Source organism: Planctomonas deserti (assembly GCF_003067705.1).
Classification (GTDB): Bacteria; Actinomycetota; Actinomycetes; order Actinomycetales; family Microbacteriaceae; genus Planctomonas; species Planctomonas deserti.
In genome coordinates, this window is the sequence record NZ_QANL01000002.1 from 563,477 (window position 1) to 587,240 (window position 23,764).

Genomic DNA, 23,764 nt, shown 5'->3' on the forward strand with positions numbered 1-23,764 from the left:
TCAGGCGATCCTGCTGCCCCTCGGCAGCCGCGCCGCCGGCGTGCGCGTGCGGGCGGTCGCCCAGACCAGCGCGCCCGCGCCGAGGACCACGTGGATCGCGAGGCCGACGAACCAGGTCGGCACGGTGCTCTCGAAGACCTCGCGGGACGAGGGGAACCTCCCGCTGTCGATTCCCCCCGCGCTGCCCTCCTCGCGCAGCTCGGTGCAGTAGTCGAACGTCGCGTCGAGATCGGGGGCGATCTGCGCCTGCCGCACGCCGACGGCCGTCGCGGTGAACAGGTCGGTCGGCTGATCGTCGGCGTCGAACTGACCGGCGGCCGAGTCGGCGAGCACGACGTACGGGTTGGCGGCGAGCACGCCCCAGTAGTAGTCGAACCGCGGCACCGTGTACGTCGTCACCGAGGGCGGCGAGCAGATGACTCCCTCCGGCAGCGGCACGTCCTCGTTCACGGACGCGACGTCGAAGGTGGTGGTCCTGGCCTCCGACGAGGTCGCCATGCCCGCGAGTGTGAACACGATGAGGGTGCCGATGCTGAGCGCGGCGACCGCGAGATAGGTCACGACGATGGAGAACAGCGGCCGGGTAAGGATGCCGGACAGGCCGACGCCGATGGCGGCGATCACCCCGAGCTCGACGGCGAGCACGAGGACCGAGACCGCGATCGTTCCGGGCCCCACGCCGCCCGCCACGACCGCGAAGAGGAGGAACGGCAGCGAGACCAGGAGGAAGGCGAGCGCGGTGAGCCACGCGGCCAGGAACTTGCCGAGCACGAGCTGCCCGGTCGTGAGCAGCGTGACCTGGGTCGTGGCGAGGGTGCCGGCGTCCCGGTCCCCGTTGATGGCGTTCCCGCTGAGGGCGGGCGCCACGAGCGTGCCGAGCAGCAGCACGAAGAACAGGATGCCGGAGAAGAGGAATCCGCCGAGCCCGTCCGAGACGCCGATGCTCAGCCAGAGCAGCACGGTGATGAGCGCGACGAGGGCCACGAAGACGCCGAGCAGCACGTACCAGGCCACACCGCGGATGCGCTGGCGGAGCTCGAGCGCGAGCACGGTGCCGATTCCGGAGAGGTAGGTGGTCACGAGCGGTTCCCACGGTGCAGGTCGAGGAAGGTCTGCTCCAGCTCGCCGAACGCGGGGGCGAAGGATGACACGGCGACGCCGCGGGTGACGAGCGCCGCGAGCAGCGCCGCGGCGTCCCCCTCGTCCCGCACGCCCACGAGGAGCCCCAGGTGGTCGGCGCTGATGCGCTCCGCGGGCACGCCGACGGCCCGCAGCGCGTCGGCGAGGGCGGTGGAGTCTGCGCCGTCGGCGGCCGCGGGATCCGCCCCCAGCGAGCGCACCCGCCACGGCCGGAGGCCGGCGCGGCTGGCCGCGATCCGCTCGGCCGAGACGCTGACGCCCGCGTCGAGGTAGACGGCGGACGTCGCCATCTCGTCGAGTTCGGCGAGCACGTGGCTGGAGACGAGCACCGTCCTGCCATCCTCCGCGAGCCGCTGCAGCAGCACCCTCAGGTCCACGCGGGCGGCGGGGTCGAGCCCGGACGCCGGCTCGTCGAGCAGCAGCACGGACGGATCGTGGACGAGCGCCCGGGCGAGGCTGAGCCGCTGCTTCTGTCCGCGGGAGAGCACCCGCGTGGGCTGCGCGGCCAGCTCGGTCAGCCCGACGAGCTCGAGCAGCTCCTCCGCGCGGCGGCGGGCCGCCGACTTCGGCAACCGGTACATCCGGCCCGCGATCTCGAGGGTCGCGCGCACCGGAAGGCTCGCCCACGAGCCCAGGATGTCCGGCATCCAGCCCATGCGGGCCCGCACCTCGTCGGGCTGGCGCACCGGGTCGTGTCCCGCGACCCTGATGTGACCGGCGTCCGGACGGAGCAGCGTTGCGAGCATGAGCAGCAGGGTCGTCTTGCCCGAGCCGTTCGGCCCGATGAGGGCCGTGATGGACCCGGGCTCGGCCGTGAGCGTCACGGAGCGGACGGCCTGGACGGCGGAGAAGGAACGGCTGACGCCGACGACCTCGATGCCCTCGCCCACGCCCTGCCTCCCCGGTGCCCGCCGCGCATGCGGCCCGCGCTCACCATATCGCCGGGCCGCATGTGCTCGCTCGGACAGGGCGTGCGGAGCGAAGTAGGGCGTGCGGAGAGAAGTAGGGCGTGCTGAGAGAATCGAGGCATGGCCTCCCCGATCAACCCGCCCCGCGGCATGCGCGACTTCCTCCCGGCAGAGAAGGCCAGGCGAGAGCACGCGCTCGCCGTGATCCGGCGCACCTACGCCGCCCACGGCTTCGACGAGATCGAGACGCCCGTGATGGAGGACATCGCGCGGCTGCACTCGGGGCTCGGCGGCGACAACGAGAAGCTCGCGTTCGCGGTGCTGAAGCGCGGGCTGTCCGGCGAAGAGCTGCACAGGGCCGCCGACGGGGGAGACGTGCTCGCCCTCGCCGACCTCGGCCTGCGCTTCGACCTGACGGTGCCGCTCGCCCGGTTCTACGCGTCGCATCGCACGGAGCTGCCGAGCGTGTTCCGCTCGGTGCAGGTCGCCCCGGTCTGGCGAGCCGAGCGACCGCAGAAGGGCCGCTACCGCCAGTTCGTGCAGTGCGACATCGACATCATCGGCGAGGCGGGCGAGCTCGCCGAGGTCGAGCTGATCTCGGCGACGGCCGCGACGCTCGAGGCGCTCGGACTGAGGGACTGCACCATCCGGGTCAACGACCGCCGCATCCTCACCGGCCTCCTCGAGCACTGCGGCTTCGACCCCGCGCGCTTCCCGGCCGTGCTCATCTCGGTCGACAAGCTCGACAAGATCGGTGCGGCGGGCGTGGTCGCGGAGCTGAGCGAGGAGGGCGCGGACGCCGCCGCCGTCCTCGGCGGCATCCTCGAGTCGTTCGAGCAGCACCTGGCCGACGGCGGAGTCGAGCTGACGACGCGGGCGATCACCGACATCCTCCCCGCGGGCATCGACCCCGACGCCGTCGCGGACCTGGAGACGCTCGCTGCCGGGCTGGCGGGCCTGCCGACCGGCGTGCGCCTCCGCTTCGACCCGACCCTCGTGCGCGGCATGGGGTACTACACCGGCACGATCTTCGAGATCGCGCATCCGGCGTCCGGCAGCTCGGTCGGCGGCGGCGGCCGCTACGACGGCATGATCGGGCGCTTCCTCGGCACGGAGGTGCCCGCCTGCGGCTTCTCCATCGGCTTCGAGCGCGTCGTCGACCTCGCGGAGCTGCCCGAGGAGCGGGCCGCGGACTCCGTCGCGCTCGTGCACGACGGCACGGTGCCGGCGGGGGTGCTGCTCGGTCTCAAGAACCAGCTGCTCGCCGAGGGGCGCCGGGTGCGGCTCGAGCGCCGCACCAAGAACATGAAGCTGCTCCTCGACGGACTCGCGACGGCGGGATTTGCCTCCTTCGCCTACGTCGAGGCCGGCGTAACCGACGCCTCCGCCCTGGCCCTGCGGCCCCTCGGCTGACGCCGGTCGGGCCGCCCGGCTCGTCACTAGACTGGCGAGCGGACTGCGGCGCGTCGCCGCTACCGGCGGACTCTTTCCGTCCGCCCCATGCATGTCCACCCCGCACAGAAGGAGACACACCTGTGGCACTCATCGAAGCAGTAGGCGCTCGCGAGATCCTGGATTCCCGCGGCAACCCGACCGTCGAGGTCGAGGTCCTGCTCGACGACGGCACCGTCTCGCGCGCGGCCGTTCCCTCCGGCGCCTCCACCGGCGCATTCGAGGCGTACGAGCTGCGCGACGGCGACAAGGACCGCTACCAGGGCAAGGGCGTGCAGAAGGCCGTCGCTGCGATCTACGACGAGATCGGTCCGGCGATCGAGAGCCTCGACGCCGCGGACCAGCGCCTGGTCGACGCGACCCTGATCGAGCTCGACGGCAGCGAGAACAAGTCCCGCCTCGGCGCGAACGCCATGCTCGGTGCATCGCTCGCCGTCGCCCGCGCCGCCGCGGACTCCGCGGACCTGCCCCTGTACCGCTACGTCGGCGGTGCGAACGCGCACACCCTGCCGGTGCCGCTGCTCAACATCATCAACGGCGGCTCGCACGCGGACAACGACATCGACGTCCAGGAGTTCATGATCGTGCCGCTCGGCGCGGACACCTTCGCCGAGGCCCTCCGCTGGGGCGCCGAGACGTACCACTCGCTCAAGTCGCTCCTGAAGTCGAAGGGCCTGGCCACCGGCCTCGGCGACGAGGGCGGCTTCGCCCCGAACCTGCCGAGCAACCGCGCGGCGCTCGACCTGATCATGGAGGCCATCGGCAACGCCGGATTCACCCCCGGCGAGGACATCGCGCTGGCCATGGACGTCGCGGCCACCGAGTTCTACTCGGACGGCGGCTACCAGTTCGAGGGCAAGACCTACTCGGTCGAGCAGATGAGCTCGTATTTCACCGAGCTCGTCGGCGCCTACCCGCTCGTGTCCATCGAGGACCCGCTGCAGGAGGAGGACTGGGAGGGCTACCAGCACCTCACGGCCGAGCTCGGCAAGCGCGTGCAGATCGTCGGAGACGACCTGTTCGTCACGAACCCCACGCGCCTGGCCAAGGGCCTCGAGCTCGGCGTCGCGAACTCGATCCTGGTGAAGGTCAACCAGATCGGCACGCTCACCGAGACGCTCGACGCCGTCACGCTCGCGCAGCACTCCGCGTACACCGCGATCCTCTCGCACCGCTCGGGTGAGACCGAGGACACCACCATCGCGGACCTCGCCGTCGCCACCAACGCCGGCCAGATCAAGACCGGAGCGCCTGCCCGGAGCGAGCGCGTGGCTAAGTACAATCAGTTGCTGAGGATCGAAGAGGAACTGGCCGAGGCCGCGACCTACGCAGGACGCACCGCCTTCCCCCGCTTCCAGGGCTAAGCACGTCAGTCCGCCGCGGGCGGGGAGGGCCTCTCGAAGGCGCTCCCCGCCCGCGTTCGCGTTCGGCGGACGCGTGGCCGGCATCCGGCACGCAGGTCCGCAAGCAGAAGGGAAGGCGCATGCCATCGTTCCCGACGAGGAACCGCGGCGCTTCGGCGTCCGGCAGGGACGCGGGCTCCGGCTCGGGATCCGGCGGCCGCGGCGACGCGGGTCGGGGCGGCTCCAGGCGTGTCCCCGTCGCCCTGCCGGAGTCGGACGAGGCCACGGGAAACTGGCTGCGCAGCATCCGCTTCTCGGGCTTCTCCATCATGGTGCTGTCGCTTCTCGTGCTGTTCATCGTCGTGCTCGCGCCAGGGCTGCGGATCTACCTCGAGCAGCGCCAGCAGCTCGCCGACCTGCGCGCCGCGGTCGCGGCCCAGGAGGAGGAGATCGACACGCTTCGGGACGAGCGCGCGCGCTACAACGACCCCGCCTACCTGAAGGCGGAGATCCGCGACCGGCTCTTCTACGTGATGCCGGGCGAGACCTCCTACCTCGTGATGGACGACCTCGGCCAGGCCGTGCCTGAGCGGTCCGCCCCCATCAGCGAGGACATCCAGGAGACCCGGGTGGACTGGGTGCAGACGCTCTTCGGCTCGGCGATGATCGCCGGCCTGAGCGACCTCCCGCCCGACCAGCTGACCACGACCGAGACGGTGCCAGAGTGACGACGCCCCCCTTCGACCCGCCCTCCGCCGAGGACATCGCCACCGTGTCCGCCCAGCTCGGGCGCCCGGCGCGCGGCGTGCTCGGCGTGAGCGCGCGCTGCGTCTGCGGCGCTCCGACCGTCGTCGCGACCGCTCCGCGGCTGGCGCACGGCGAACCCTTCCCCACGCTCTACTACCTGACCCATCCCGCGGCGACCGCGGCCATCTCGCACCTCGAGGCCGAGCACGTGATGGCGGACCTGCAGCAGTCGCTCGCCGACGACCCGGACCTCGCCGAGCGGTACGCCGCCGCGCACCGGGCCTACCTCGCCGACCGGGAGAGCATCGCCGTGGTGCCCGAGATCGCCGGGATCTCCGCCGGCGGCATGCCCACCCGCGTGAAGTGCCTGCACGCCCTCGCCGCCCACGCGCTCTCCGCCGGGCCGGGCGTCAACCCGATCGGCGACCTCGCCCTCGAGCGCGCGGACTGGTCGCCGCTCGTCTGCGAGTGCCGCGACTACACCGCGACGGAATGACCCGCGCTGCCGGGACCCGTGGTGCCGGACGCCACGTCCGGCGGGGGATGCTGCGCGGGCTGACCGCCGCCGTGCTGGCGATCGCGTCCGTCGCCCTGCCCACCCTCCCGGCCGCGCCGGCCGTCGCGGATCCCGTGCGCGACCGGCAGTACTGGCTCGACGACTACGGGGTCCGCTCCGCCTGGGACGTGACGCGCGGTGCGGGTGTCACCGTCGCGGTGATCGACACCGGGGTCGACGGCGGCGTGCCCGAGCTGAGCGGCGCCGTGATCGACGGCACGGACGTCAGCGGCCTCGGCGCGGCCGACGGCCAGACGCCGATCGGTTCGTCGAGCTCCCACGGCACGCTCGTCGCGTCCGTGCTCGCCGGCCGGGGCACGGGGGAGGGCAACGGCGTGATCGGGATCGCTCCGGAGGCGTCCCTGCTCAGCGTCTCCGTCGCCCTGGGCCCGGGAGCGCGGGACTCCGACGAGCAGATCGCGGACGCCGTCCGATGGTCCGTCGACCACGGCGCGGACGTGATCAACATGTCGCTGACCCGGAACTCGCTCGAGTGGCCCGAGAGCTGGGACGACGCCTTCCTCTACGCCTTCGAGCGCGACGTCATCGTGGTCGCCGCGGCGGGGAACCGCGGCAGCGGGACCACGGAGGTGGGTGCCCCGGCCACCATCCCCGGCGTCGTGACGGTCGCGGGCGTCGACCGGAGCGGCCGGGCGAGCTTCGACGCGTCGTCGCAGGGCATCACCATCGCGGTGGCCGCCCCGAGCGAGGAGCTGGTCGGGGTGACGCCCGGCGGCGGGTACGCCGTGTGGGGCGGCACCAGCGGCGCCGCGCCGCTGGTCTCCGGCCTCCTCGCGCTCGTGCGCGCATCGCATCCGGAGCTCGACGCCGACAACGTGATCAACCGGCTGATCCGCACCGCGCGGCCCGCGGGCAGCACGGTGCCGGACAACACCTACGGCTACGGGCTCATGGACGCCGCGGCCGCCGTCCGCGAGGAGGTCGCGCCGGTGACGGGCAACCCGGTCGGCGACCTCGCCGAGTGGATCCGGCTGTACCGTCGCGCCGAGGGGGTGCCCGCACCCCAGGCGACGTCCGTGCCGCCGCCGCCCGCGGTCGAGGCGACACCGGCGCCGCGGGACCCGGCGTCCGCCCTGCCGGTCGACCTCCGGGCCCTGCTCCCGTCCGCGTCGGACATCACGGAGGTCGGCGTGCCGGCCGCCGTGCTCGGCGGATTCGGTCTGCTCTTCGCGCTGTGCGGCGTCGCGGCGTGGCGGCAGCTCAGCCGCCTGCGCCGAAGCGGCGGGGCTGAGGAGCGGTCGGCGTCCGACTCGTAGCCCCCCGGCCGCAGCGGCTGCGGCGTGGCGGCGTGGCGCGAATTCAGCCGTCCGCCGGGCAAGTAGTAGCCTGTTCCAGTCAATCCCCATCTTGAGGAGCTTCAACCGTGCCCAAAATCCTGATCGTAGGCGGCGGCTATGCCGGTTTCTACACCGCGTGGAAGCTGGAGAAGTGGCTTCGCCCCGGCGAGGCCGAGGTCACCGTCGTCGACCCGCTGCCGTACATGACGTACCAGCCGTTCCTGCCCGAGGTCGTCGCCGGCTCGGTCGAGCCCCGGCACGCCGTGGTCTCCCAGCGACGTCACCTCAAGAAGACGAACGTCATCACCGCGAAGGTCACGGGCATCAACCACGCCTCGAAGACCGCCACGATCACGCCCGAGGTCGGCGAGCCGTGGGACTTCGCCTACGACATGATCGTCGTCACCGCCGGATCCGTGTCGCGCACGTTCCCGATCCCCGGCGTCGCCGACGAGGCCATCGGCCTCAAGACCATCGAGGAGGCGACCGCGATCCGCGACCGCATCCTCGGCAACTTCGACCGCGCGTCGACCCTGCCCGCCGGGCCCGAGCGCGACCGCCTGCTCACCTTCGTCGTGGTCGGCGGCGGCTTCGCCGGCATCGAGGTCTTCGCCGAGATGCGCTCGCTCGCCAGCGCGCTGCTCAAGTACTACCCGCAGCTCTCCTTCGAGGACACGCACTTCCACCTCATCGAGGCGATGGGCCGCATCATGCCCGAAGTGTCGCTGCCCACCAGCCACTGGGTGCTCAAGAACCTCGCCGAGCGCGGTGCCAACGTGCACCTCGACACGCAGCTGAAGTCCGCCGTCGGCGGCGTCATCGAGCTGTCGACCGGCGAGTCCTTCGAGTCCGACACCATCGTCTGGACCGCGGGCGTCATGGCGTCGCCGATGCTGAAGAACACCGACCTCCCGATCGAGGAGCGCGGCCGCCTGCGCGTGCGCGCCGACCTCCGCGTCGAGGGCGACGAGGGCATCGTGGCCGACGCCTGGGGCGCCGGCGACGTGTCCGCCGTCCCGGACCTCACGGGCAAGGGCGTCGGCGGCTTCTGCGTGCCGAACGCCCAGCACGCGGTGCGTCAGGGCAAGCTCATGGCGAAGAACATCGTGGCGCACCTGCGCGGCGAGGGCATCGCCGAGTACAAGCACGAGTCCATGGGCGCCGTCGCGGGCCTCGGTCTCGGCGTCGGCGTGTTCCAGTCCGGCAAGACGGCCGTCAAGGGCTTCCCCGCCTGGATCATGCACCGCGGCTACCACGGCCTCGCCATCCCGAGCTGGGAGCGCAAGATCCGCGTCGTCGGCGTCTGGGCGATGAACGTGGTCCTCGGTCGCGACATCGTCTCCCTCGAGGCGCGCGAGAAGCCGCGCCTGGCGTTCGAGACGTTCGCGTCGCGTCCCCGCCCCGCGGCCGACTCGGCAGCGGCCGCCGCGGCTGCCCCCGCGTCCGCCACCGTCACGGACACCACGAAGGACAAGCTGCCCGGCGCGGACGGCATCTCCGCCCCGGTGTACGCGAACCCCGGCACCAACTGATCGACGAACCACGCAGGAGGGCCCGGTGCGCACGAGCGCCCGGGCCCTTCGGCGTCTCCGGTACGCCTGGATAGGCTGATCCTGGCGCCGCCCGCCCCCGTAGCCCAATCGGCAGAGGCAGACGACTTAAAATCGTCGCAGTGTGGGTTCGAACCCCACCGGGGGTACCTGTCGCAACCACGTGGGTGGTGAAGCCCCGAGCTGCGCCATACTGCGTCCATGAGATTCACCACGACGGTGCTCGCGAGCGGCGGCACCACGACAGGGATCCCCGTGCCGGCCGAGATCGTCGAGGCGCTGGGCGCGGGGAAGAAGCCGCCGGTCACGGTCGCGATCGGCGACTACCGCTACCGCAGCTCGATCGCGAGCCGCGGCGGGCAGTACCTGATCTCGCTGAGCGCGGAGCACCGCACCGGCGCGGGCGTTGCCGCCGGGGAGGAGATCGAGGTCGACGTCGAGCTCGACACGGAGCCCCGGGAGGTCGCGATCCCCGCCGACCTCGCCGCGGCGCTCGACGCGGCCCCCGCGGCGGCGGTCGCCTTCCGCGCGCTCTCCTACAGCCGGCAGCTCCAGCACGTCCTCAGCGTGGACAGCGCGAGGACGGAGGAGACCCGTCGCCGCCGGATCGAGAAGGTGCTCGAGACGCTGAACGGATGAGATATCCCTCACCGGAAGCAATCGCTTATCCCTTTCTCCGAAGCAGGCCGTGTGTTCTCGCCGGATAAGCGGCAGAAAAGCGCCGCTACATCGGCGAGAGCTGATCAGCGACAGCGCAATAGCACGAGCCCCCATCCCAGAAGGTAATGGGGGCTCGTGCCCTGTACGGCAGATGTAACGAGAGGAAAGCCGGGCCGCAACCCGGTCATCCGCTACTGCTGCTGCTGGATCATCTCCGTGACGATGACGGCGCCGAGGATCATCGAGGCGATGCAGAGGGCGATGCCGATGAAACCGGTGATGATGCCGGCCAGGGCGAGCTTGCGGGCGCCGGGCTCGCTCCTGCGGCTGACAAAGCCGAGGATCACCGCGGCGATGCCGAAGAGGATCCAGAGGATCGGGAGGAACGGGCTGAAGACGACGCTGATGATGCCGAAGACGAGCGACAGCACGCCTTTCGTCTTCGAGCCGGTGCTGACATTGCTTCCGGGCGCGACTGAGGGGGTGGAGGACACGGGTAATCCAATCTCTTCGGGTTGGATGAATTACATCCGTGTCAATCCTCTGGCGGCCCCTCCGATAAGAGAAGCGGCGGGCGCGCCCCAGATACGGGGGCGCAGATCACGACCTTCTCCTGCAATTGCAGAGAAGTCGTTCCGGCTTCCCTTTTCCTACCCGCTCGGGTGGCAGTGAGTCACGCTCAGCCCCGGCGGTCCTCCACGGCAGCGCGGCGGCTGCGGGGGTTGAGGAGGGAGTGGTGGCGGCCGTAGAACCAGTAGATGGCGAGGCCGATCACAAGCCACACGCCGAACCGCACCCACGTCTCCCACGGCAGCGACAGCACGAGCCACATCGAGAAGATCACGCCGATCGCGGGCACCACGGGCATCAGGGGGAGGCGGAACGTCCGCGGCACCTCGGGCCGGCGGTAGCGCAGCACGATCACCGCGACGCAGACCACCACGAACGCGAGCAGGATTCCGATGTTCGTGAGCTCCGCCACGATCGTGATCGGGAAGAAGCCGGCGAACACCGCCGAGCCGATGCCGACGATCCAGGTCACTCGGGCGGGCACGTGGTACTTCGCGTCCGTCTTCGCGAACCACGGGGACAGCAGTCCGTCGCGGCTCATCGAGAACCACACGCGGGTCGCGCCGAGCATGAACGTGACCATGACGGTCACGATGCTCACGATGGCCCCGATCGCGATGAGGTTCGCGATCCCGGGCATCCCCACGGCCGCGAAGGCGCTCGAGAAGCCGCTCGTCGGGTCGATCTCGGTGTACTTCTGCATGCCGGTAAGCACGAGGGTCGCGAGCACGTAGAGCAGCATGGCGATGCCCAGCGACAGCAGGATCGCCTTCGGCATGTGCTTCGTCGCGTCCTTCGACTCCTCGGCCGCCGTGCTCATGGCGTCGTAGCCGAACACCGCGAAGAAGACCGTCGCCGCGCCCGTGAACGCCCCGCCGATGCCGTAGGGGAAGTAGGGGGAGTAGTTCGCGCTGTTGATCTGGAAGACACCCAGCACGATGATGAACACGACGAGCAGCACCTTCAGCCCGACGACGAACAGCTCGAATCGGGCGGCGTTGCGGATGCCGCGGGTCAGGATGAACGCCGTGCCGAGGCAGAGGACCACCGCGAACAGGTCGACGACGTGTCCCTCGCCGGTACCGGTGGCCCCGAGCATCCAGGCGGGCAGGTCGACGCCGAGCTGCTCCATGAGGAAGCCGAAGTAGCCGGAGACGCCGATGGCGACGACGGCCACGATGGCGGTGTACTCGAGCAGCAGGTCCCACCCGATGAACCAGCCCACGAGCTCGCCGAGGGAGGCGTAGCCGTAGGTGTACGCGGAACCGGCCTTGGGGATCATGCCGGCGAACTCGGCGTAGGACAGGGCTGCCGCGGCGCTCGCGACGCCGGCGATGAGGAACGAGATGAGCACGGCGGGGCCCGCCGTCTGGTTGGCGACCGTGCCGGCGAGGGTGAAGATGCCCGCACCGATGATGCCGCCGACCCCGATGGCGGTGAGCTGCCAGAGGCCGAGCGAGCGTTCGAGGCCGCCGCGCGGCTGCTCGTCCTCGATGAGGTCGATGGGCTTGCGGCGCGTGAGCGTTGCCCGGAGTCCGTGAGCCGGCGTTGTGGTCATGAGTCCTCCTCGACTCGGCCGCGGCCGGATGCGGGACTCCCGTCGTTCCCCCCTGAGGCGCGGACCGTATCAGTCTGGCCCTCGCGGGGGCGCGCTCCAAGAGGGGATATGGCGGGGGACGGTCAATGCTGGGGCTCGACGTAGCGGATCCACACCCAGGTGGCCACCGAGAGAGCGGCGAACACGACGGCGGTGACCGTGAGGGGGAGGAGCGACGCCGCCGAGGCCCGCGCCCCGGTCGAGGCGAGAGCGGCCGTGCCGATGGTGAGGACGACGATGGTCGCGCCCAGACGGAGCGGTACCGTGCCGCGAAGCAGCGAACGACCGAGCGGCGCGCCGAGCGGCAGCAGCGCGAGCACCGCGGACGAGATGCCCGCGAGGGTGACCGTCGACAGCGTCTCGCTCGTGAGCGAGGACCAGAACCCGTCCTGAGAGCCGAGGCCGGTGTAGGCGGACCAGGCCACGAGGCTCAGCAACGTGAGCGCGCCCGCCTGGACGAGCGCGACGCGGGTGCGCTCGGACTCGGTCGTCTCCCTGGCCAGGGCGAACCCCAGGACCTGCCCGACGATGAGCGGGGGCACGAGACCGGCGATCCGCGACAGCAGCACGGCGACCACGGAGATCAGCAGCATCACGGGGGCAAGCCGCACGTAGACTCCGACGCTCCGGAGGCGGCGGAACGCGTGAGCCACGAGGACGACGCCCACGAAGTTCACGATGGCGAGTCCCAGCCCGGTCGCCAGCAGCAGGCGCAGGAAGTTCTGCTGGTCGTCCACCCGGAGGGACGCGGCAACGAGCCCCGCCGCGCCGGCGAGGGAGGCGGCCGCCACGAGCCAACGGTTGGCCGGCTCGGCGGCGTGCGAGGGTTGGTTGCGCCCGGCGAGCCGGAGCGCGGGGACGCGTACGCGCCCGGCGAGGGAGCGTTGCAGCAGGACGGCCGGCAGGATCACCAGGATCAGGATGCCCAGCGCGATCCCGAGCGAGCTCAGCCAGCGCAGACCGGCGAAGGCGTCGGGCAGGGGATCGAGCGCCGAGCCGAACGAGCTCGGGGAGCTCCAGCCGCCTCCCGTGTCCGGGATCCGCGCCGGCGAGCCGCCGCTTCCGTCGCCGCTTCCACCGCCGGCGGCGGGCGGCACGGCGCCCTGCGGCGTCTCCTCCGGGGAGGCGGGCTCGTCCGTCTGCGGAGCGGCAGGGGTCGCGGACGGCGCCGCGGGCGTTGCGGTCGGCGTGGGGCGCGCCGGGGGCGTGAGGGACGATGCGCTCGGGGTCGGCGTCGGCGAGGCAACCGCCGTGGGGGCCTGGCCGGCGAAGATCCTCACCGTGACCGCCGGGCTCGCGTTGCCCGCCATGTCGCGCTGCAGGACGCTGATCTCGTTCTCCCCGGCGACGAGCCTGCCGCCCGAGCACGACCAGGTGCCGCCGCGCACGACGGTCGAGCAGACGGGGAAGACGCTCTGGTACAGGTCCACCGTGGCGCCCTCCTCCCCGGTGCCCGTGTATGTCGTCCCGCGGAGGGGCACCTGGGCGCCGGGCGTCGGGGTGGTGACCGTGGGCGGGGCGGGGGCGGTGCTGTCGATCACGACCGCCAGCGTCGAGGCAGCCGAGGGGCCGTCGCTCCACGGGGTCTGCTGCGTGGCGGTGACGGTGACGGCGCCGCTGGCGGGCACGGGGTCGAGCACGCAGGACCACGACGTGTCGGACCAGGGGATGGGGGTGCACCGGGAGCCGTTCGAGGAGGACGCCGCGACGGTCGCACCGATCACGGAGGTGCCGGTGATCACGCCGGCCGCCGTGCCGCGCAGGACGGGAGCGTTCAACACGCGGATCGTCGCGGGCGGCGAGGCGCTCGTGCCGCCCGCCGCCAGGGCGCGCACGTCGATGCTCTGGCCGCTGGGGAGCTCCGTGGCGGTGCAGGTCCAGGCGCTCGCCGCGCGCTGATCCGCCGCCGTCTCGCAGTAGGGGATGTCGTCGTTGCCGACGAGGAGGTGCACGTCGCTGCCGGGCGCCTTCGTGCCCGCGAACTCGCCGGACCCGTTCTTGACGACCTCGCGGGGGAAGTCGGTGATGACGGGTGTGACGGGAGTGGCCGGAGCCGCCGGAGCCTGGGGGACCGCCGGCGTCGGCGTGGGGGCGGCGGCCGTGTCGACCGCGGCCACGGCGGAGGCGGTCGGGAGCAGCGCCAGCGCTACCACGGCCAGCGTCGCCGTCATCACCGCCGTCGCCCGGGCGCGCAAAGACGCACCCCTCGTCTTCCGACTGCGCGAATACTGAACCTCGTGTTGCAACTGCTCCCCCACCTTGCACCTAGTAATAGGGAAAATCACAGGGAAGTCAACGCGGCGAGCCGGATATCAGTATTTGTTTCACACGCCTGAAATACGACGTGCGAGACTGCTCCTCCGCCGCCCCCGTTTCGGCCGCTGAGCCGCCCCCTCCGCAGCCCCTCGAGCGCCCCCGGGGCCGCCCTCGGGCGCTCGGCAGGCCCGGAGGAACGGCCAGTCGGCGCGGTTATAGTGATCGGATGGAATTGGTCATCGCCGCCGTCATCGTCGTCGTTGTCGCCGCCATCCTCGGCATCTATGTCTGGGCGTCCTACAACTCGCTCGTCGCCCTCAACCGGCGCGTCGACGAGGCGTGGAGCGACATCACGGTGCAGGTGAAGCGTCGCTCCGACCTCCTCCCGCGCCTCGTCGACGCGGTGCAGGGGTACGCCTCGCACGAGCGGGCCGTGTTCGACGACGTGACCCGGGCGCGCTCGGACACGATCGCGGCGCCGGACGCCACGGCCGCCTCCGCGGCTGAGAACCGCATGCAGACGGCGATCAAGAACCTGTTCCGCGTTGCGGAGGGCTATCCGCAGCTGCAGTCGAGCCAGGAGTTCCTGCGCCTGCAGGCGGACCTCGTGGAGACCGAGGACAAGATCCAGGCGTCGCGGCGCTTCTACAACGGTGGCGTGCGGGAGCTCAACAGCAAGGTGAAGTCCTTCCCTAACACCGTCTACTCCCGTCGCACCGGCATCACCCAGCGCAGCTTCTTCGAGGTCTCGAGCCTCGCGGCCATCTCCGAGCCGCCGCGCGTCCAGTTCTGATCCGCTGAGCCTCTAACTCGCTGAGCTCTGACCCCCTGAGCCTCTAACTCGCTGAGCCGCGCGCCCTGCCCTCCGCGCGGACGCTAGGCGAGCACCGCAGACAGCGCCGGAGAGAGGTTGCCGCGCCCGGTCACCGCGATGCCGTCGAGGCCCTGCCACCCGGCGGTCTCCCGCAGCACGGCCGCGATGCGTTCGACCTGCTCGTCGGACACGCCGCCGTCCTCCGTCCATGCGGACTGCACGCGGAGGATCCCCGCCTGCCGGTCGCTCTTCAGGTCGATGCGCCCCACCAGTCGGTCGTCGACGAGCACGGGGAGCACGTAGTAGCCGAACACGCGCCGCGGCTCGGGCGTGTAGATCTCGATGCGGTAGTGGAAGTCGAACATGCGCAGCGCACGCTCGCGCCGCCACACCACGGGATCGAAGGGCGACAGCAGGGCGACGTGCTCGATCCGGCGCGGGAGGCGCGCGTCCCGGGCGAGCCAGGTGGGCTGGGGCGAGCCGTTCCGCTCCCAGCCGGGCACCTGCACGGGCACGAGATCGCCGCTGTCGACGAGATCGCGGATGGCGGCCGCCGTATCCGCGGTGCCGAGGCGGAAGTAGTCCGCGATGTCGCTTCGGGTGCCGATCCCGAGGGCGACGGCGGAGCGCCGGACTAGCTCGCGCAGCGCATCCTCGCGGGGCACGTCGAGGGCGCGGACGGCCGGCGGCAGCACCTGCTCGGCGAGCGCGTAAATGCGCTCGAAGCGGTTACGGCCGGCGCTCACCACCTCGCCCCAACTAAAGAGGTACTCCAGGCCGAGCTTCACGTCCGACCACCCCCACCAGTTGCCCTTGCGCACGTTCGCGTCGTGCTCGATCATCCGGGCGGGCAGCGGCCCCTTGTCGGCCAGCTCGGCGCGCAGCCAGACGAGCAGCGCACCGTTGGCGTGCGGCCAGGCGTCCGGCGAGGCGTGCTGCCTGCTCCGGGTGTCCGCCATGCGCCAGCGGAACAGCGGCCAGTCCGCGACGGGCAGGAAGGCCGCCTCATGCGCCCAGTACTCCACGTAGCCCGACCCCCGCCGGTACAGCAGCCGGTCGAGCAGCGCCCGGTCGTAGCCGCCGAGCCGCGCGAAGACCGGAAGGTAGTGGCTGCGCTCGAAGACGTTGACCGAGTCGATCTGCAGCACGCGCAGCCGCTGGATGAGGAGGTTGAGCTGCCGGGTGCCGACCGGGGACGCCGATGGGCGGCCGAAGCCCTGCGCCGCGAGCGCCACGCGACGGGCAAGGGCCGGGGAGATCTGCTGCACCACGCTCCCGACCCTATCGAGCGGCACCGACACCGGCGGGGGCAGGAGTGCGGGGCGGGCGGGTGCCGCAGGCGCGCCGGATGCGGCCGCCGGCAACGGGGGCGCGGCGCGGTCGTCGGCGCGGCGGTCGCCCCGGGGCGGAGTCCTAGACTGTTGCGGTGATCCTCGGCAGGCGCAGAAGCAGGCGGGAGCCGCCGGTGGCTTCCGCTCGAGTGGAGCCCGTGATGCCGGCGGAGACCGCGGTGCCCGCGGTGCCGCCGCACCGCATCGGAGCGGGGTCCGTGCCCCCGGGCATGCAGATCGCCGCCTCGTGGTCCTGGCGGCTGCTCGTCGTGCTTGCGGTCGCCGCGGTGCTGGTCTACCTCGTCATCCAGCTGCGCGAGGTCATCATCCCCCTCTTCATCGCCGTCGTGGCGAGCGCGCTGCTCGTGCCGTTCTCCAACTGGCTGCAGCGGCACAGGTGGCCGAAGGGCATCGCGGTCGCCGTCGCGGAGATCGGCGTGATCGTGCTCGTCGGCGGGCTGCTCTACCTCGTGATCACGCAGGTCGTGTCGCAGTTCGACGACCTGCGCTCGCAGAGCATCGAGGCCTACCGCACGTTCCAGGACTTCCTCCGCGAGTCCCCGCTGCAGGTCAGCCAGAGGGAGTTCGACGACTACGTGCGCAGCGTGGTCGACTCCGTGCAGGCCGACAGCGGCGTGCTCGTGGGCGGCGCGCTCTCGCTCGGCTCGTCGCTCGGGCACATCCTGGCCGGGGTGCTGCTCGCGCTCTTCGCCGCGCTGTTCATCCTCATCGACGGCGGGGGCATCTGGCGCTGGATCGTGCACATCTTCCCGCGCCGCGCCCGGGACGCTGTCAACGGCGCCGGGGTGGCGGGCTGGAACACCCTGCAGAACTTCGTGAAGGTGCAGATCCTGGTTGCGGCCATCGATGCGATCGGCATCGGCGTCGGAGCGGCGATCATCGGCGTTCCGCTCGCGATCCCGATCGCCGTGCTCGTGTTCCTCGGCTCGTTCGTGCCCATCGTCGGCGCGGTCGTCACCGGCGCGCTCGCCGTGTTCATCGCCCTCGTCTACCTCGGCCTCGTCCCGGCGCTCTGGATGCTCGGTGTCGTGCTGCTCGTGCAGCAGATCGAGGGGCACGTGCTGCAGCCGCTCATCATGGGCACCGCAGTGAAGGTGCACCCGCTCGCCGTCGTGCTCGCGGTCGGCACGGGCGCCTTCGTCGGCGGCATCCCCGGCGCCTTCTTCGCGGTGCCGTTCGTCGCGACCGCGAACACCATGGTCAAGTACGTTGCCAGCGGCGCCTGGAAGAGTGAGCGCGGGTTGCCGCCTCGCCACGGGCTCCAGGTCGACGAGGAGACCGTCGCACCGCCGGCGAACCCGACCGCCGCACCCGAGCAGCAGCGCACCCTGCGCCGCCGCACGCGCACCAAGAAGGACCGAACCCGTGACTGACACCCCCCTGGCCGAGACCGAAGCCGACTTCGAGCGCGAGGTGCCCGAGACGGCCGGCCCGACTCTCGCCGACTTCGAGGCGGCCCGCACGGTCGTGGCGCGCGTCGCCGAGACGACGCCGATGGAGAGTTCCCGCTTCCTCGCGGAGGTGCTGGGCTCGCCCGTCTTCCTCAAGTGCGAGAACCTGCAGCGCACCGGGTCGTACAAGATCCGGGGCGCGTACAACCGCATCTCGAAGCTCACCGACGAGGAGAAGGCGCGGGGCGTCGTCGCCGCCTCCGCCGGGAACCACGCCCAGGGCGTCGCGTTCGCGGCGCGCGAGCTCGGCATCAAGGCCACGATCTTCATGCCGGTCGGCGTCGCCCTGCCCAAGCTGCAGGCCACCAGGCAGTACGGCGCCGACGTCGTGCTGCGCGGCCACACGGTCACCGAGCCACTGCAGGCGGCCGCCGAGTTCGCGGAGGCCACGGGCGCCGTCCTGATCCCGCCCTTCGACCACATGGACGTGGTGACCGGCCAGGGCACGCTCGGGCTGGAGATCCTCGACCAGGTTCCGGACCTCGACACCGTCGTCGTGCCCATCGGCGGCGGCGGCCTCGTCGCGGGCGTCGCGAGCGCGGTGAAGCAGCGCGCCGCGCGCGAGGGGCGCACCGTGCGCGTCGTGGGCGTGCAGGCCGCGAACGCCGCCGCCTATCCGCCCTCCCTCCGGGCGGGGGAGCCCACCGAGATCGTGATCAACGCGACCATCGCGGACGGCATCGCGGTGAGCCGCCCGGGCGCGCTCAACTTCCAGATCATCCGCGAGATGGTGGACGAGGTCGTGACCGTGAGCGACGACGACACGGCCCGGGCCATGCTCGTGCTGCTCGAGCGCGCGAAGCTCGTCGTGGAGCCCGCGGGCGCCGTCGGCGTGGCGGCCATCCTCACCGGTGCCGTCTCCAACGCCGGGCGCACGGTCGCGATCCTCAGCGGCGGCAACATCGATCCGCTCATGATGGAGCGCGTGATCGCCCGTGGCCTCGCCGCGTCCGACCGCTACCTGAAGCTCCGCGTCATGCTGCCGGACCGTCCCGGCCAGCTCGCCCGCACGTCGCAGATCATCTCCGAGGTCAACGCGAACGTCGTCGAGGTGCTGCACACGCGGCACGGCCGCGGTCTGCAGATCAGCGAGGTCGAACTCGAGGTCAGCGTCGAGACGCGCGGGCCGGAGCACAGCGCACAGGTGCTCGAGCGCCTGCGCGAGGCGGGCTACGACCCGCGGGTCGCCCAGGACTGACCGGGCTCCCCGCTAAGGCGGGGAGCCCGCACGCTACTCCTCCGGGTCGGCGGGGTCGAGCGGGGCGTGGTGGTCGCGGTTCGACGTGCCGCGCAGCCAGTAGCCGTCGACGACCGCGCGTGTCTTGTCGAAGCCGAGCTCGCGGCGAAGGTACCGGCGCACCGGGATGAGCGAGGTCGCCTCCCCGGCGGCCCACACGTAGGTGGAAGGGCCGAACCTCAGGCCGCGCACGACGGAGAGCAGGTTCCCGGCGCGCGCCGCGTCGTCCGGCTCCTCGATCAGGATCCACTCCACGCGCCTCACGGCCTCGGCGACGTACCAGCGGTAGCTGTCGTCCGGCACGACCACCACGGCGGTGACGGCGGCGTCCGCCGGGAGCAGCTCGATCCACCGCATCAGGGCGGGCAGCGCCGTCGGGTCGGCCACGAGCACGGCGGAGGCCAGGCCCTCCGGCGGGAGCTTCGAGCCGCGCGGGCCGCCGATCGTGAGGCGGTCCCCGACCGCGGCGCGGGTGGCCCAGGCCGTCGCCGGCGCGGTCTCGCCGTGCAGCACGAAGTCGATGTCGAGCTCGGCGGGGCGGTCGGCCGTCGCCGGGCGGAACGCGCGCGGGGTGAAGTCGCGCGCGATCAGCTCGCCACCGCCGGCGGTTCGCGGCCCCGAGGCCGTGAACTCGGGCAGGGTGAGCACGCCCGTGACCGGATCGGGGAAGAAGACCTTGACGTGATCCTCGGGTCCGTCGGCGGCGAATCCGTCCAGGTCGGCGCCCGTCAGGGTGATGCGGCGCATCGCCGGCGCGAGGTCGCGGACGGCCGCCACGGTGAGCGTGCGGCGCACGAGCGGGTGCCGCACGACCTCGCGCGGACGGAGGGTGCTGTGGAGCATGGGGGGTCCTGTCTGGTTCGTCCGGTGTGGGGTCTGCGGTCTGCGGAGGGGAGAGGCGGCGCCGGGGAGGCGATCAGTCGTAGTAGACGGCGATCCGCCGCCCGTCGAGCTCGTGCACCTGAACGTCGAGGTCGAACACCCGGCGCAACGGCTCCGGGGCGATGACCTCCTCGGGGGTGCCCTGCAGCACGACACGCCCATTCTTCATCGCGACGATGTGATCCGAGTATGCGGAGGCGAAGTTGATGTCGTGGATCACGAGCACGACGGCCTTGCCGAGCTCGTCGGCCGCTCGGCGGAGGAGGCGCATCATGTCGACCGCGTGGCTCAGGTCCAGGTTGTTCAGCGGCTCATCGAGCAGCACGTAGTCGGTGTCCTGGCACAGGACCATGGCCACGAACGCCCGCTGGCGCTGCCCGCCGGAGAGCTCGTCCAGGAAGCGGTCGCCCAGTTCGGTCAGGTCGAGGTAGGCGAGTGCCTCGGCGATGTGCCGCTCGTCCTCGACCGTGAGCCGGCCCGCGGAGTGCGGATAGCGGCCGAACGCGACGAGATCGCGCACGCTCAGGCGGGCGGTCAGGTGGTTCTCCTGGCGGAGGACGGAGAGTCTGCGGGCGAGCTCCCGGCTCGGGGCCCGGCTTACGTCGAGCCCGTGCACGGTAATGGTGCCGGCGTCGAGCAGGGTGAGCCGCGAGATGAGGGACACGAGGGTCGACTTGCCGGCCCCGTTCGGGCCGATGATCGATGTCACGCCGCCGATCGGCAGCCGCAGGTCGACGTCGTCCACGACCCGTAGCGTGCCGTACTCCTTCCGGGCGGCGGTGACCTCGATCATCGGCGGGCCCCCCGCATCACGAGCAGCAGGAACACGATGCCTCCGAGGAATTCGATCAGGACGCTGAGCACGGTACCCATGTCGAGGACGTGCTCGAGCACGGTCTGGCCGCCCACGAGCGCGAGAACGGCGAGCAGCACGGCGGCGGGCAGCAGCACCGCGTGCCGGTGGCTGCCCGTGAGCTGATGCGCCAGGCTCGCCACGAGCAGGCCGAAGAAGGTGACCGGGCCGACGAGCGCGGTCGAGACCGACACGAGCAGTGACACGATCACGAGCAGCCGCAGCACGAGCCGCCGATGGTCGACGCCGAGGGCGATGGCCATGTCACGGCCGAGCCCGAGCACGTCGAGGCTCCGTCGGTCGCGCCACAGCAGCACGCACGTCGCCGCGATGATCGCGGCCGAGATGCCGAGCAGGTCGGGCGGCACCGAGGTGAAGGTCGCGAACAGCCGGTCCTGCAGCACCGCGAACTCGTTGGGGTCGATCAGCCGCTGGATGAGCGCCGAGACGCTGCGGAACAGCACCCCGAAGACGATGCCCACGAGGATGAGCAGGTGCAGGCTCCTGCGTGCGCCGCCGAAGAGCCACCGGAACAGCGCGGTCGACAGCACGACCATCAGCAGCACCTCGCCCGCGAAGGACACGAGCGGCGGCAGGGCGGACAGGCCGGCCGTGCCGAGCGCGAACACGAGGCACGTCTGGATCAGGACGAACAGCGAGTCGAACCCCAGGATCGACGGCGTGAGGATGCGGTTCTCGGTCACCGTCTGGAAGAGGACCGTGGAGACGGCGATCGCGAACGCCACGAGCACGAGGGCGAGCAGCTTGCGGCCGCGGAACGCCAGCACGAAGTCCCAGCTGCCCTGGGCGTCCACCACGAGGAAGGCGACAACGGCGGCCACCGTGAGGGCGCCGAGCACGGCGAAGAGGATGCGCGTGCGGGCGCGCTCCGGCGCAGCGGGCGCGTGCGGGGCGGGCGGCACGAGGGTGCGGGAGCGCGCGTCACCCGACACGGGCGGGCTTCCGCAGCAGGAGGAACAGGAACAGGGCCGCGCCGACGACGCCGACCACGACGCCGATCGGGATCTCGTACGGGAAGCGCACCACCCGGCCGACGAGGTCGCAGGTCAGCACGAATCCGGAGCCGAGCACGGCGACCCAGGGAAGCGAGCGGCGGAGATGGTCGCCCATCAGCAGGCTCACGAGGTTCGGCACGACGAGGCCGAGGAAGGGCAGCCCGCCCACGACGACGACCACGACGGCGGTGACCAGGGACACGATCACGAGGCCGACCGCGAGCGTGCGCCGGTAGTCGAGGCCGAGATTCGTCGTGAACTCCTCGCCGAGGCCCGCGACCGTGAAGTGGTTGCCCACGACGTAGACGGCGACGGTGAGGACGCCGACGATCCAGAGCAGCTCGTACCTGCCGGCGATGACGCCGGAGAAGTCGCCGGTCATCCAGGCCGAGAGGGTCTGCAGCAGGTCGGCGTCGTAGGCGAGGTAGGTCGACGCCGCGCCGATGATGCCCGAGAGCATGAGGCCCACGAGCGGCACCAGCACCACGGACCGGAGCGGGAGCGAGCGCAGGATGCGCACGAACACGAACGTGCCCACGAGGGCGAACGCCGCGGCGACGAGCATCTTGACGACGAGGGGCATGCCCGGGGCGAGGATCGTCACGACGAGCAGGCCGAGCCCGGCCGACTCCGTCGTTCCGATGGTCGACGGCTCCACGAAGCGGTTGCGCACGAGCATCTGCATGACCAGCCCGCACATCGCCATGGCGGAGCCTGCGAGCAGGATCGACACCGTGCGCGGGAGCCGGCTGAGCAGCAGCATGTTCCAGGCGTCCGGGTCGCCCGCCAGGACCCGCGCGGGGGAGACGTCGGCCACGCCGACGAACAGGCTGACCCCGGCCAGCAGCAGCACGCCCGCGGCGGCGCCGTACAGGGCGACGCGTCCGAGCGCGGGCGCCCCTGCGGCGCTGCTCGGACGCGTCACAGCCACAGCGGTCGTCACGCCGTCGTTCTTCTCATCGAGCTGGTCCTCGTCGTTCTGTTCCTACTGCGTCTTCGGGTCGTCACTCGCCGAGGGCGGCGGCGACCTCGTCCGTCATGGCCTGCAGGGTGGGGAGGCCGCCGTTGACGATGTACCAGGCCACCGGGTCGACGTAGACGATGTGGTCGTTCTTGTAGGCCGTCGTCTGCTTGACGATCTCGTTGTCCAGCACGGCCTTCGCGGCGTCGGTCGACCCGCCGGTCGCGGCGTCTCGATCGACGACGAAGAGCCAGTCGGGGTTCGTCTCGAGCAGGAACTCGAACGACACCGCCTCGCCGTGGGTCGCCGCCTCGACGTCCTCGATGGCCGGCGTAATCCCGAGGTCGTCGTGGAGGAAGCCGAAGCGCGATCCCGGCCCGAAGGCGCTGACCTCGCCCGCGTTCGTCATGAGGATGAGCCCGGTGCCCGCGTCCGCGGCGACGTCCTGCACCTCGGCGATGCTGTCGTCCAGCGCCGCGACCATCTCGTCGACCTCGTCCTCGCGGTCGAAGATCCGGCCCAGGGTCTCCGCGTTCTCGACGACGGACGCGCGGAAGTCGGCGGCGTCATTGGAGAGGTCGACGGTCGGCGCGATCTTGCTGAGCTCCGGGTACACGGCGGCGGAGCGCCCGGCGACGATGATCAGGTCGGGCTCCGCGGCCTGCACGGCCTCGTAGTCGGGCTCGAACAGCGTGCCGATGTTCGCGTACTCGTCCGAGGAGTACTGCTCGAGGCGGCCGGGGAGGTTCTCCTTGGGCAGGCCCCACACGTCCACGTCGAGCGCGTCCAGCGTGGTGAGCGCCGCGAAGTCGAACGTGAGCACGCGCTCAGGATTCACCGGCACGGTGGTCTCGCCCTGGGCGTGGGTGACGGTGATCTCCGCGGGAGTCGCCTCTGCGGGAGCAGCCGACGCGTCCGCGGCCGCCGCCTCGGCCTGGTCGTTGGCGCTGGTGCCGCTGCAGCCGGCGAGCAGAAGGGCGCCGGCGGCGAAGGCGGCGAGGGACGAGGCGAGGCGGATGCGTGGCAAGACTGTGGTCTCCGTTCGTTGGCGTCCGCCCACCATACTTAGGATTGCCTTACCTCACCAAACCGGCCGCGCGGCGCCTCCGGTCCTGTCCGGA

At 71.6% G+C, this 23,764-nt stretch carries 21 protein-coding genes and 1 tRNA gene; 11 read left to right on the top strand and 11 right to left on the bottom strand.

Annotated elements, in window-relative coordinates; translation table 11 throughout:
* Nucleotides 1-1,080, bottom strand: coding sequence for an ABC transporter permease (locus DAI20_RS08780; RefSeq protein ID WP_108250187.1), 1,080 nt, complete (start codon nucleotides 1,078-1,080; stop codon nucleotides 1-3).
* Nucleotides 1,077-2,030, bottom strand: a complete 954-nt coding sequence (locus DAI20_RS08785) for an ABC transporter ATP-binding protein (protein ID WP_108250188.1) — start codon at nucleotides 2,028-2,030, stop codon at nucleotides 1,077-1,079. Before DAI20_RS08785 ends, DAI20_RS08780 begins: the two co-directional genes overlap by 4 nt.
* Before the next feature lie 138 nt (nucleotides 2,031-2,168).
* On the opposite strand from DAI20_RS08785, the gene hisS reads away from it, so the two are divergent.
* The 8 genes from hisS (at nucleotide 2,169) to DAI20_RS08825 (ending at nucleotide 9,633) form a co-directional block, all read left to right on the top strand.
* Nucleotides 2,169-3,461: a histidine--tRNA ligase gene (gene hisS, locus DAI20_RS08790; RefSeq protein WP_108250189.1), complete on the top strand. Its 1,293-nt coding sequence runs from the start codon at nucleotides 2,169-2,171 to the stop codon at nucleotides 3,459-3,461.
* A gap of 122 nt (nucleotides 3,462-3,583) precedes the next feature.
* Entirely contained in the window at nucleotides 3,584-4,864 is a 1,281-nt protein-coding gene (gene eno, locus DAI20_RS08795; protein ID WP_108250190.1) for a phosphopyruvate hydratase, read from the top strand.
* Nucleotides 4,865-4,983: 119 nt separating this feature from the next.
* A complete protein-coding gene (locus tag DAI20_RS08800) occupies nucleotides 4,984-5,571 on the top strand; it encodes an FtsB family cell division protein (RefSeq protein ID WP_108250191.1) in 588 nt (195 codons plus the stop codon).
* The gene (locus DAI20_RS08805) at nucleotides 5,568-6,086 is read left to right on the top strand and encodes a DUF501 domain-containing protein (RefSeq protein ID WP_108250192.1); all 519 of its coding nucleotides are present in this window, start codon (nucleotides 5,568-5,570) and stop codon (nucleotides 6,084-6,086) included. The genes DAI20_RS08800 and DAI20_RS08805 overlap by 4 nt, the downstream gene beginning before the upstream one ends.
* The gene (locus DAI20_RS08810; protein ID WP_108250193.1) at nucleotides 6,083-7,423 is read left to right on the top strand and encodes a S8 family peptidase; all 1,341 of its coding nucleotides are present in this window, start codon (nucleotides 6,083-6,085) and stop codon (nucleotides 7,421-7,423) included. Before DAI20_RS08805 ends, DAI20_RS08810 begins: the two co-directional genes overlap by 4 nt.
* Before the next feature lie 107 nt (nucleotides 7,424-7,530).
* Nucleotides 7,531-8,976, top strand: a complete 1,446-nt coding sequence (locus tag DAI20_RS08815) for an NAD(P)/FAD-dependent oxidoreductase (RefSeq protein ID WP_108250194.1) — start codon at nucleotides 7,531-7,533, stop codon at nucleotides 8,974-8,976.
* Nucleotides 8,977-9,069: 93 nt separating this feature from the next.
* Nucleotides 9,070-9,143, top strand: a tRNA-Leu gene (locus tag DAI20_RS08820).
* Nucleotides 9,144-9,195: 52 nt separating this feature from the next.
* Nucleotides 9,196-9,633 (top strand): DUF1905 domain-containing protein, encoded by a 438-nt coding sequence (locus DAI20_RS08825; RefSeq protein ID WP_108250195.1) that lies wholly within the window; start codon nucleotides 9,196-9,198, stop codon nucleotides 9,631-9,633.
* Nucleotides 9,634-9,845: 212 nt separating this feature from the next.
* Here the strand turns inward: DAI20_RS08825 and DAI20_RS08830 are convergent, their stop codons facing one another.
* From DAI20_RS08830 to DAI20_RS08840, 3 genes are all read right to left on the bottom strand, one after another.
* A complete protein-coding gene (locus tag DAI20_RS08830; RefSeq protein ID WP_159084980.1) occupies nucleotides 9,846-10,148 on the bottom strand; it encodes a DUF4190 domain-containing protein in 303 nt (100 codons plus the stop codon).
* Nucleotides 10,149-10,333: 185 nt separating this feature from the next.
* Entirely contained in the window at nucleotides 10,334-11,782 is a 1,449-nt protein-coding gene (locus DAI20_RS08835) for an amino acid permease (RefSeq protein WP_108250197.1), read from the bottom strand.
* 122 nt (nucleotides 11,783-11,904) lie between these two features.
* Nucleotides 11,905-14,016 (bottom strand): Ig-like domain-containing protein, encoded by a 2,112-nt coding sequence (locus tag DAI20_RS08840; protein ID WP_159084981.1) that lies wholly within the window; start codon nucleotides 14,014-14,016, stop codon nucleotides 11,905-11,907.
* Nucleotides 14,017-14,303: 287 nt separating this feature from the next.
* Here DAI20_RS08840 and DAI20_RS08845 point away from each other — a divergent pair, with 287 nt between their 5' ends.
* Complete coding sequence (locus DAI20_RS08845) at nucleotides 14,304-14,870, top strand: LemA family protein (protein WP_108250199.1); 567 nt, start codon at nucleotides 14,304-14,306, stop codon at nucleotides 14,868-14,870.
* 83 nt (nucleotides 14,871-14,953) lie between these two features.
* Here DAI20_RS08845 and DAI20_RS08850 read toward each other — a convergent pair whose 3' ends face one another.
* Nucleotides 14,954-16,162 carry a winged helix-turn-helix domain-containing protein gene (locus DAI20_RS08850; protein WP_108250200.1) on the bottom strand — a complete coding sequence of 403 codons (1,209 nt, stop codon included), beginning with the start codon at nucleotides 16,160-16,162 and terminating at the stop codon, nucleotides 14,954-14,956.
* A 194-nt stretch (nucleotides 16,163-16,356) separates the two neighbouring features.
* Between DAI20_RS08850 and DAI20_RS08855 the strand changes: the two genes are divergently transcribed.
* The gene (locus DAI20_RS08855; protein ID WP_240605982.1) at nucleotides 16,357-17,616 is read left to right on the top strand and encodes an AI-2E family transporter; all 1,260 of its coding nucleotides are present in this window, start codon (nucleotides 16,357-16,359) and stop codon (nucleotides 17,614-17,616) included.
* Nucleotides 17,609-18,892 carry a threonine ammonia-lyase gene (ilvA, locus tag DAI20_RS08860; RefSeq protein ID WP_240605983.1) on the top strand — a complete coding sequence of 428 codons (1,284 nt, stop codon included), beginning with the start codon at nucleotides 17,609-17,611 and terminating at the stop codon, nucleotides 18,890-18,892. The genes DAI20_RS08855 and ilvA overlap by 8 nt, the downstream gene beginning before the upstream one ends.
* Before the next feature lie 33 nt (nucleotides 18,893-18,925).
* Here the strand turns inward: ilvA and DAI20_RS08865 are convergent, their stop codons facing one another.
* The 5 genes from DAI20_RS08865 to DAI20_RS08885 all read right to left on the bottom strand — a co-directional run bounded on the left by DAI20_RS08865 (nucleotide 18,926) and on the right by DAI20_RS08885 (nucleotide 23,670).
* The gene (locus tag DAI20_RS08865) at nucleotides 18,926-19,774 is read right to left on the bottom strand and encodes a siderophore-interacting protein (RefSeq protein ID WP_108250202.1); all 849 of its coding nucleotides are present in this window, start codon (nucleotides 19,772-19,774) and stop codon (nucleotides 18,926-18,928) included.
* 73 nt (nucleotides 19,775-19,847) lie between these two features.
* The gene (locus DAI20_RS08870; protein ID WP_108250203.1) at nucleotides 19,848-20,606 is read right to left on the bottom strand and encodes an iron ABC transporter ATP-binding protein; all 759 of its coding nucleotides are present in this window, start codon (nucleotides 20,604-20,606) and stop codon (nucleotides 19,848-19,850) included.
* Complete coding sequence (locus tag DAI20_RS08875; RefSeq protein WP_240605984.1) at nucleotides 20,603-21,619, bottom strand: iron chelate uptake ABC transporter family permease subunit; 1,017 nt, start codon at nucleotides 21,617-21,619, stop codon at nucleotides 20,603-20,605. Before DAI20_RS08875 ends, DAI20_RS08870 begins: the two co-directional genes overlap by 4 nt.
* Complete coding sequence (locus tag DAI20_RS08880) at nucleotides 21,609-22,625, bottom strand: ABC transporter permease (RefSeq protein ID WP_240605985.1); 1,017 nt, start codon at nucleotides 22,623-22,625, stop codon at nucleotides 21,609-21,611. Before DAI20_RS08880 ends, DAI20_RS08875 begins: the two co-directional genes overlap by 11 nt.
* A 61-nt stretch (nucleotides 22,626-22,686) precedes the next feature.
* The gene (locus DAI20_RS08885; protein WP_240605986.1) at nucleotides 22,687-23,670 is read right to left on the bottom strand and encodes a siderophore ABC transporter substrate-binding protein; all 984 of its coding nucleotides are present in this window, start codon (nucleotides 23,668-23,670) and stop codon (nucleotides 22,687-22,689) included.
* Between the last annotated feature and the right edge of the window lie 94 nt (nucleotides 23,671-23,764).

What these genes read in the sequence shown, in the direction of transcription:
- DAI20_RS08810 (WP_108250193.1), top strand. Translation starts at nt 6,083, where the DNA reads ATGACCCGCGCTGCCGGGACCCGTGGTGCCGGACGCCACGTCCGGCGG.
- hisS (WP_108250189.1), top strand. Translation starts at nt 2,169, where the DNA reads ATGGCCTCCCCGATCAACCCGCCCCGCGGCATGCGCGACTTCCTCCCG.
- DAI20_RS08835 (WP_108250197.1), bottom strand. Translation starts at nt 11,782, where the DNA reads ATGACCACAACGCCGGCTCACGGACTCCGGGCAACGCTCACGCGCCGC.
- DAI20_RS08870 (WP_108250203.1), bottom strand. Translation starts at nt 20,606, where the DNA reads ATGATCGAGGTCACCGCCGCCCGGAAGGAGTACGGCACGCTACGGGTC.
- DAI20_RS08865 (WP_108250202.1), bottom strand. Translation starts at nt 19,774, where the DNA reads ATGCTCCACAGCACCCTCCGTCCGCGCGAGGTCGTGCGGCACCCGCTC.
- DAI20_RS08800 (WP_108250191.1), top strand. Translation starts at nt 4,984, where the DNA reads ATGCCATCGTTCCCGACGAGGAACCGCGGCGCTTCGGCGTCCGGCAGG.
- DAI20_RS08845 (WP_108250199.1), top strand. Translation starts at nt 14,304, where the DNA reads ATGGAATTGGTCATCGCCGCCGTCATCGTCGTCGTTGTCGCCGCCATC.
- DAI20_RS08825 (WP_108250195.1), top strand. Translation starts at nt 9,196, where the DNA reads ATGAGATTCACCACGACGGTGCTCGCGAGCGGCGGCACCACGACAGGG.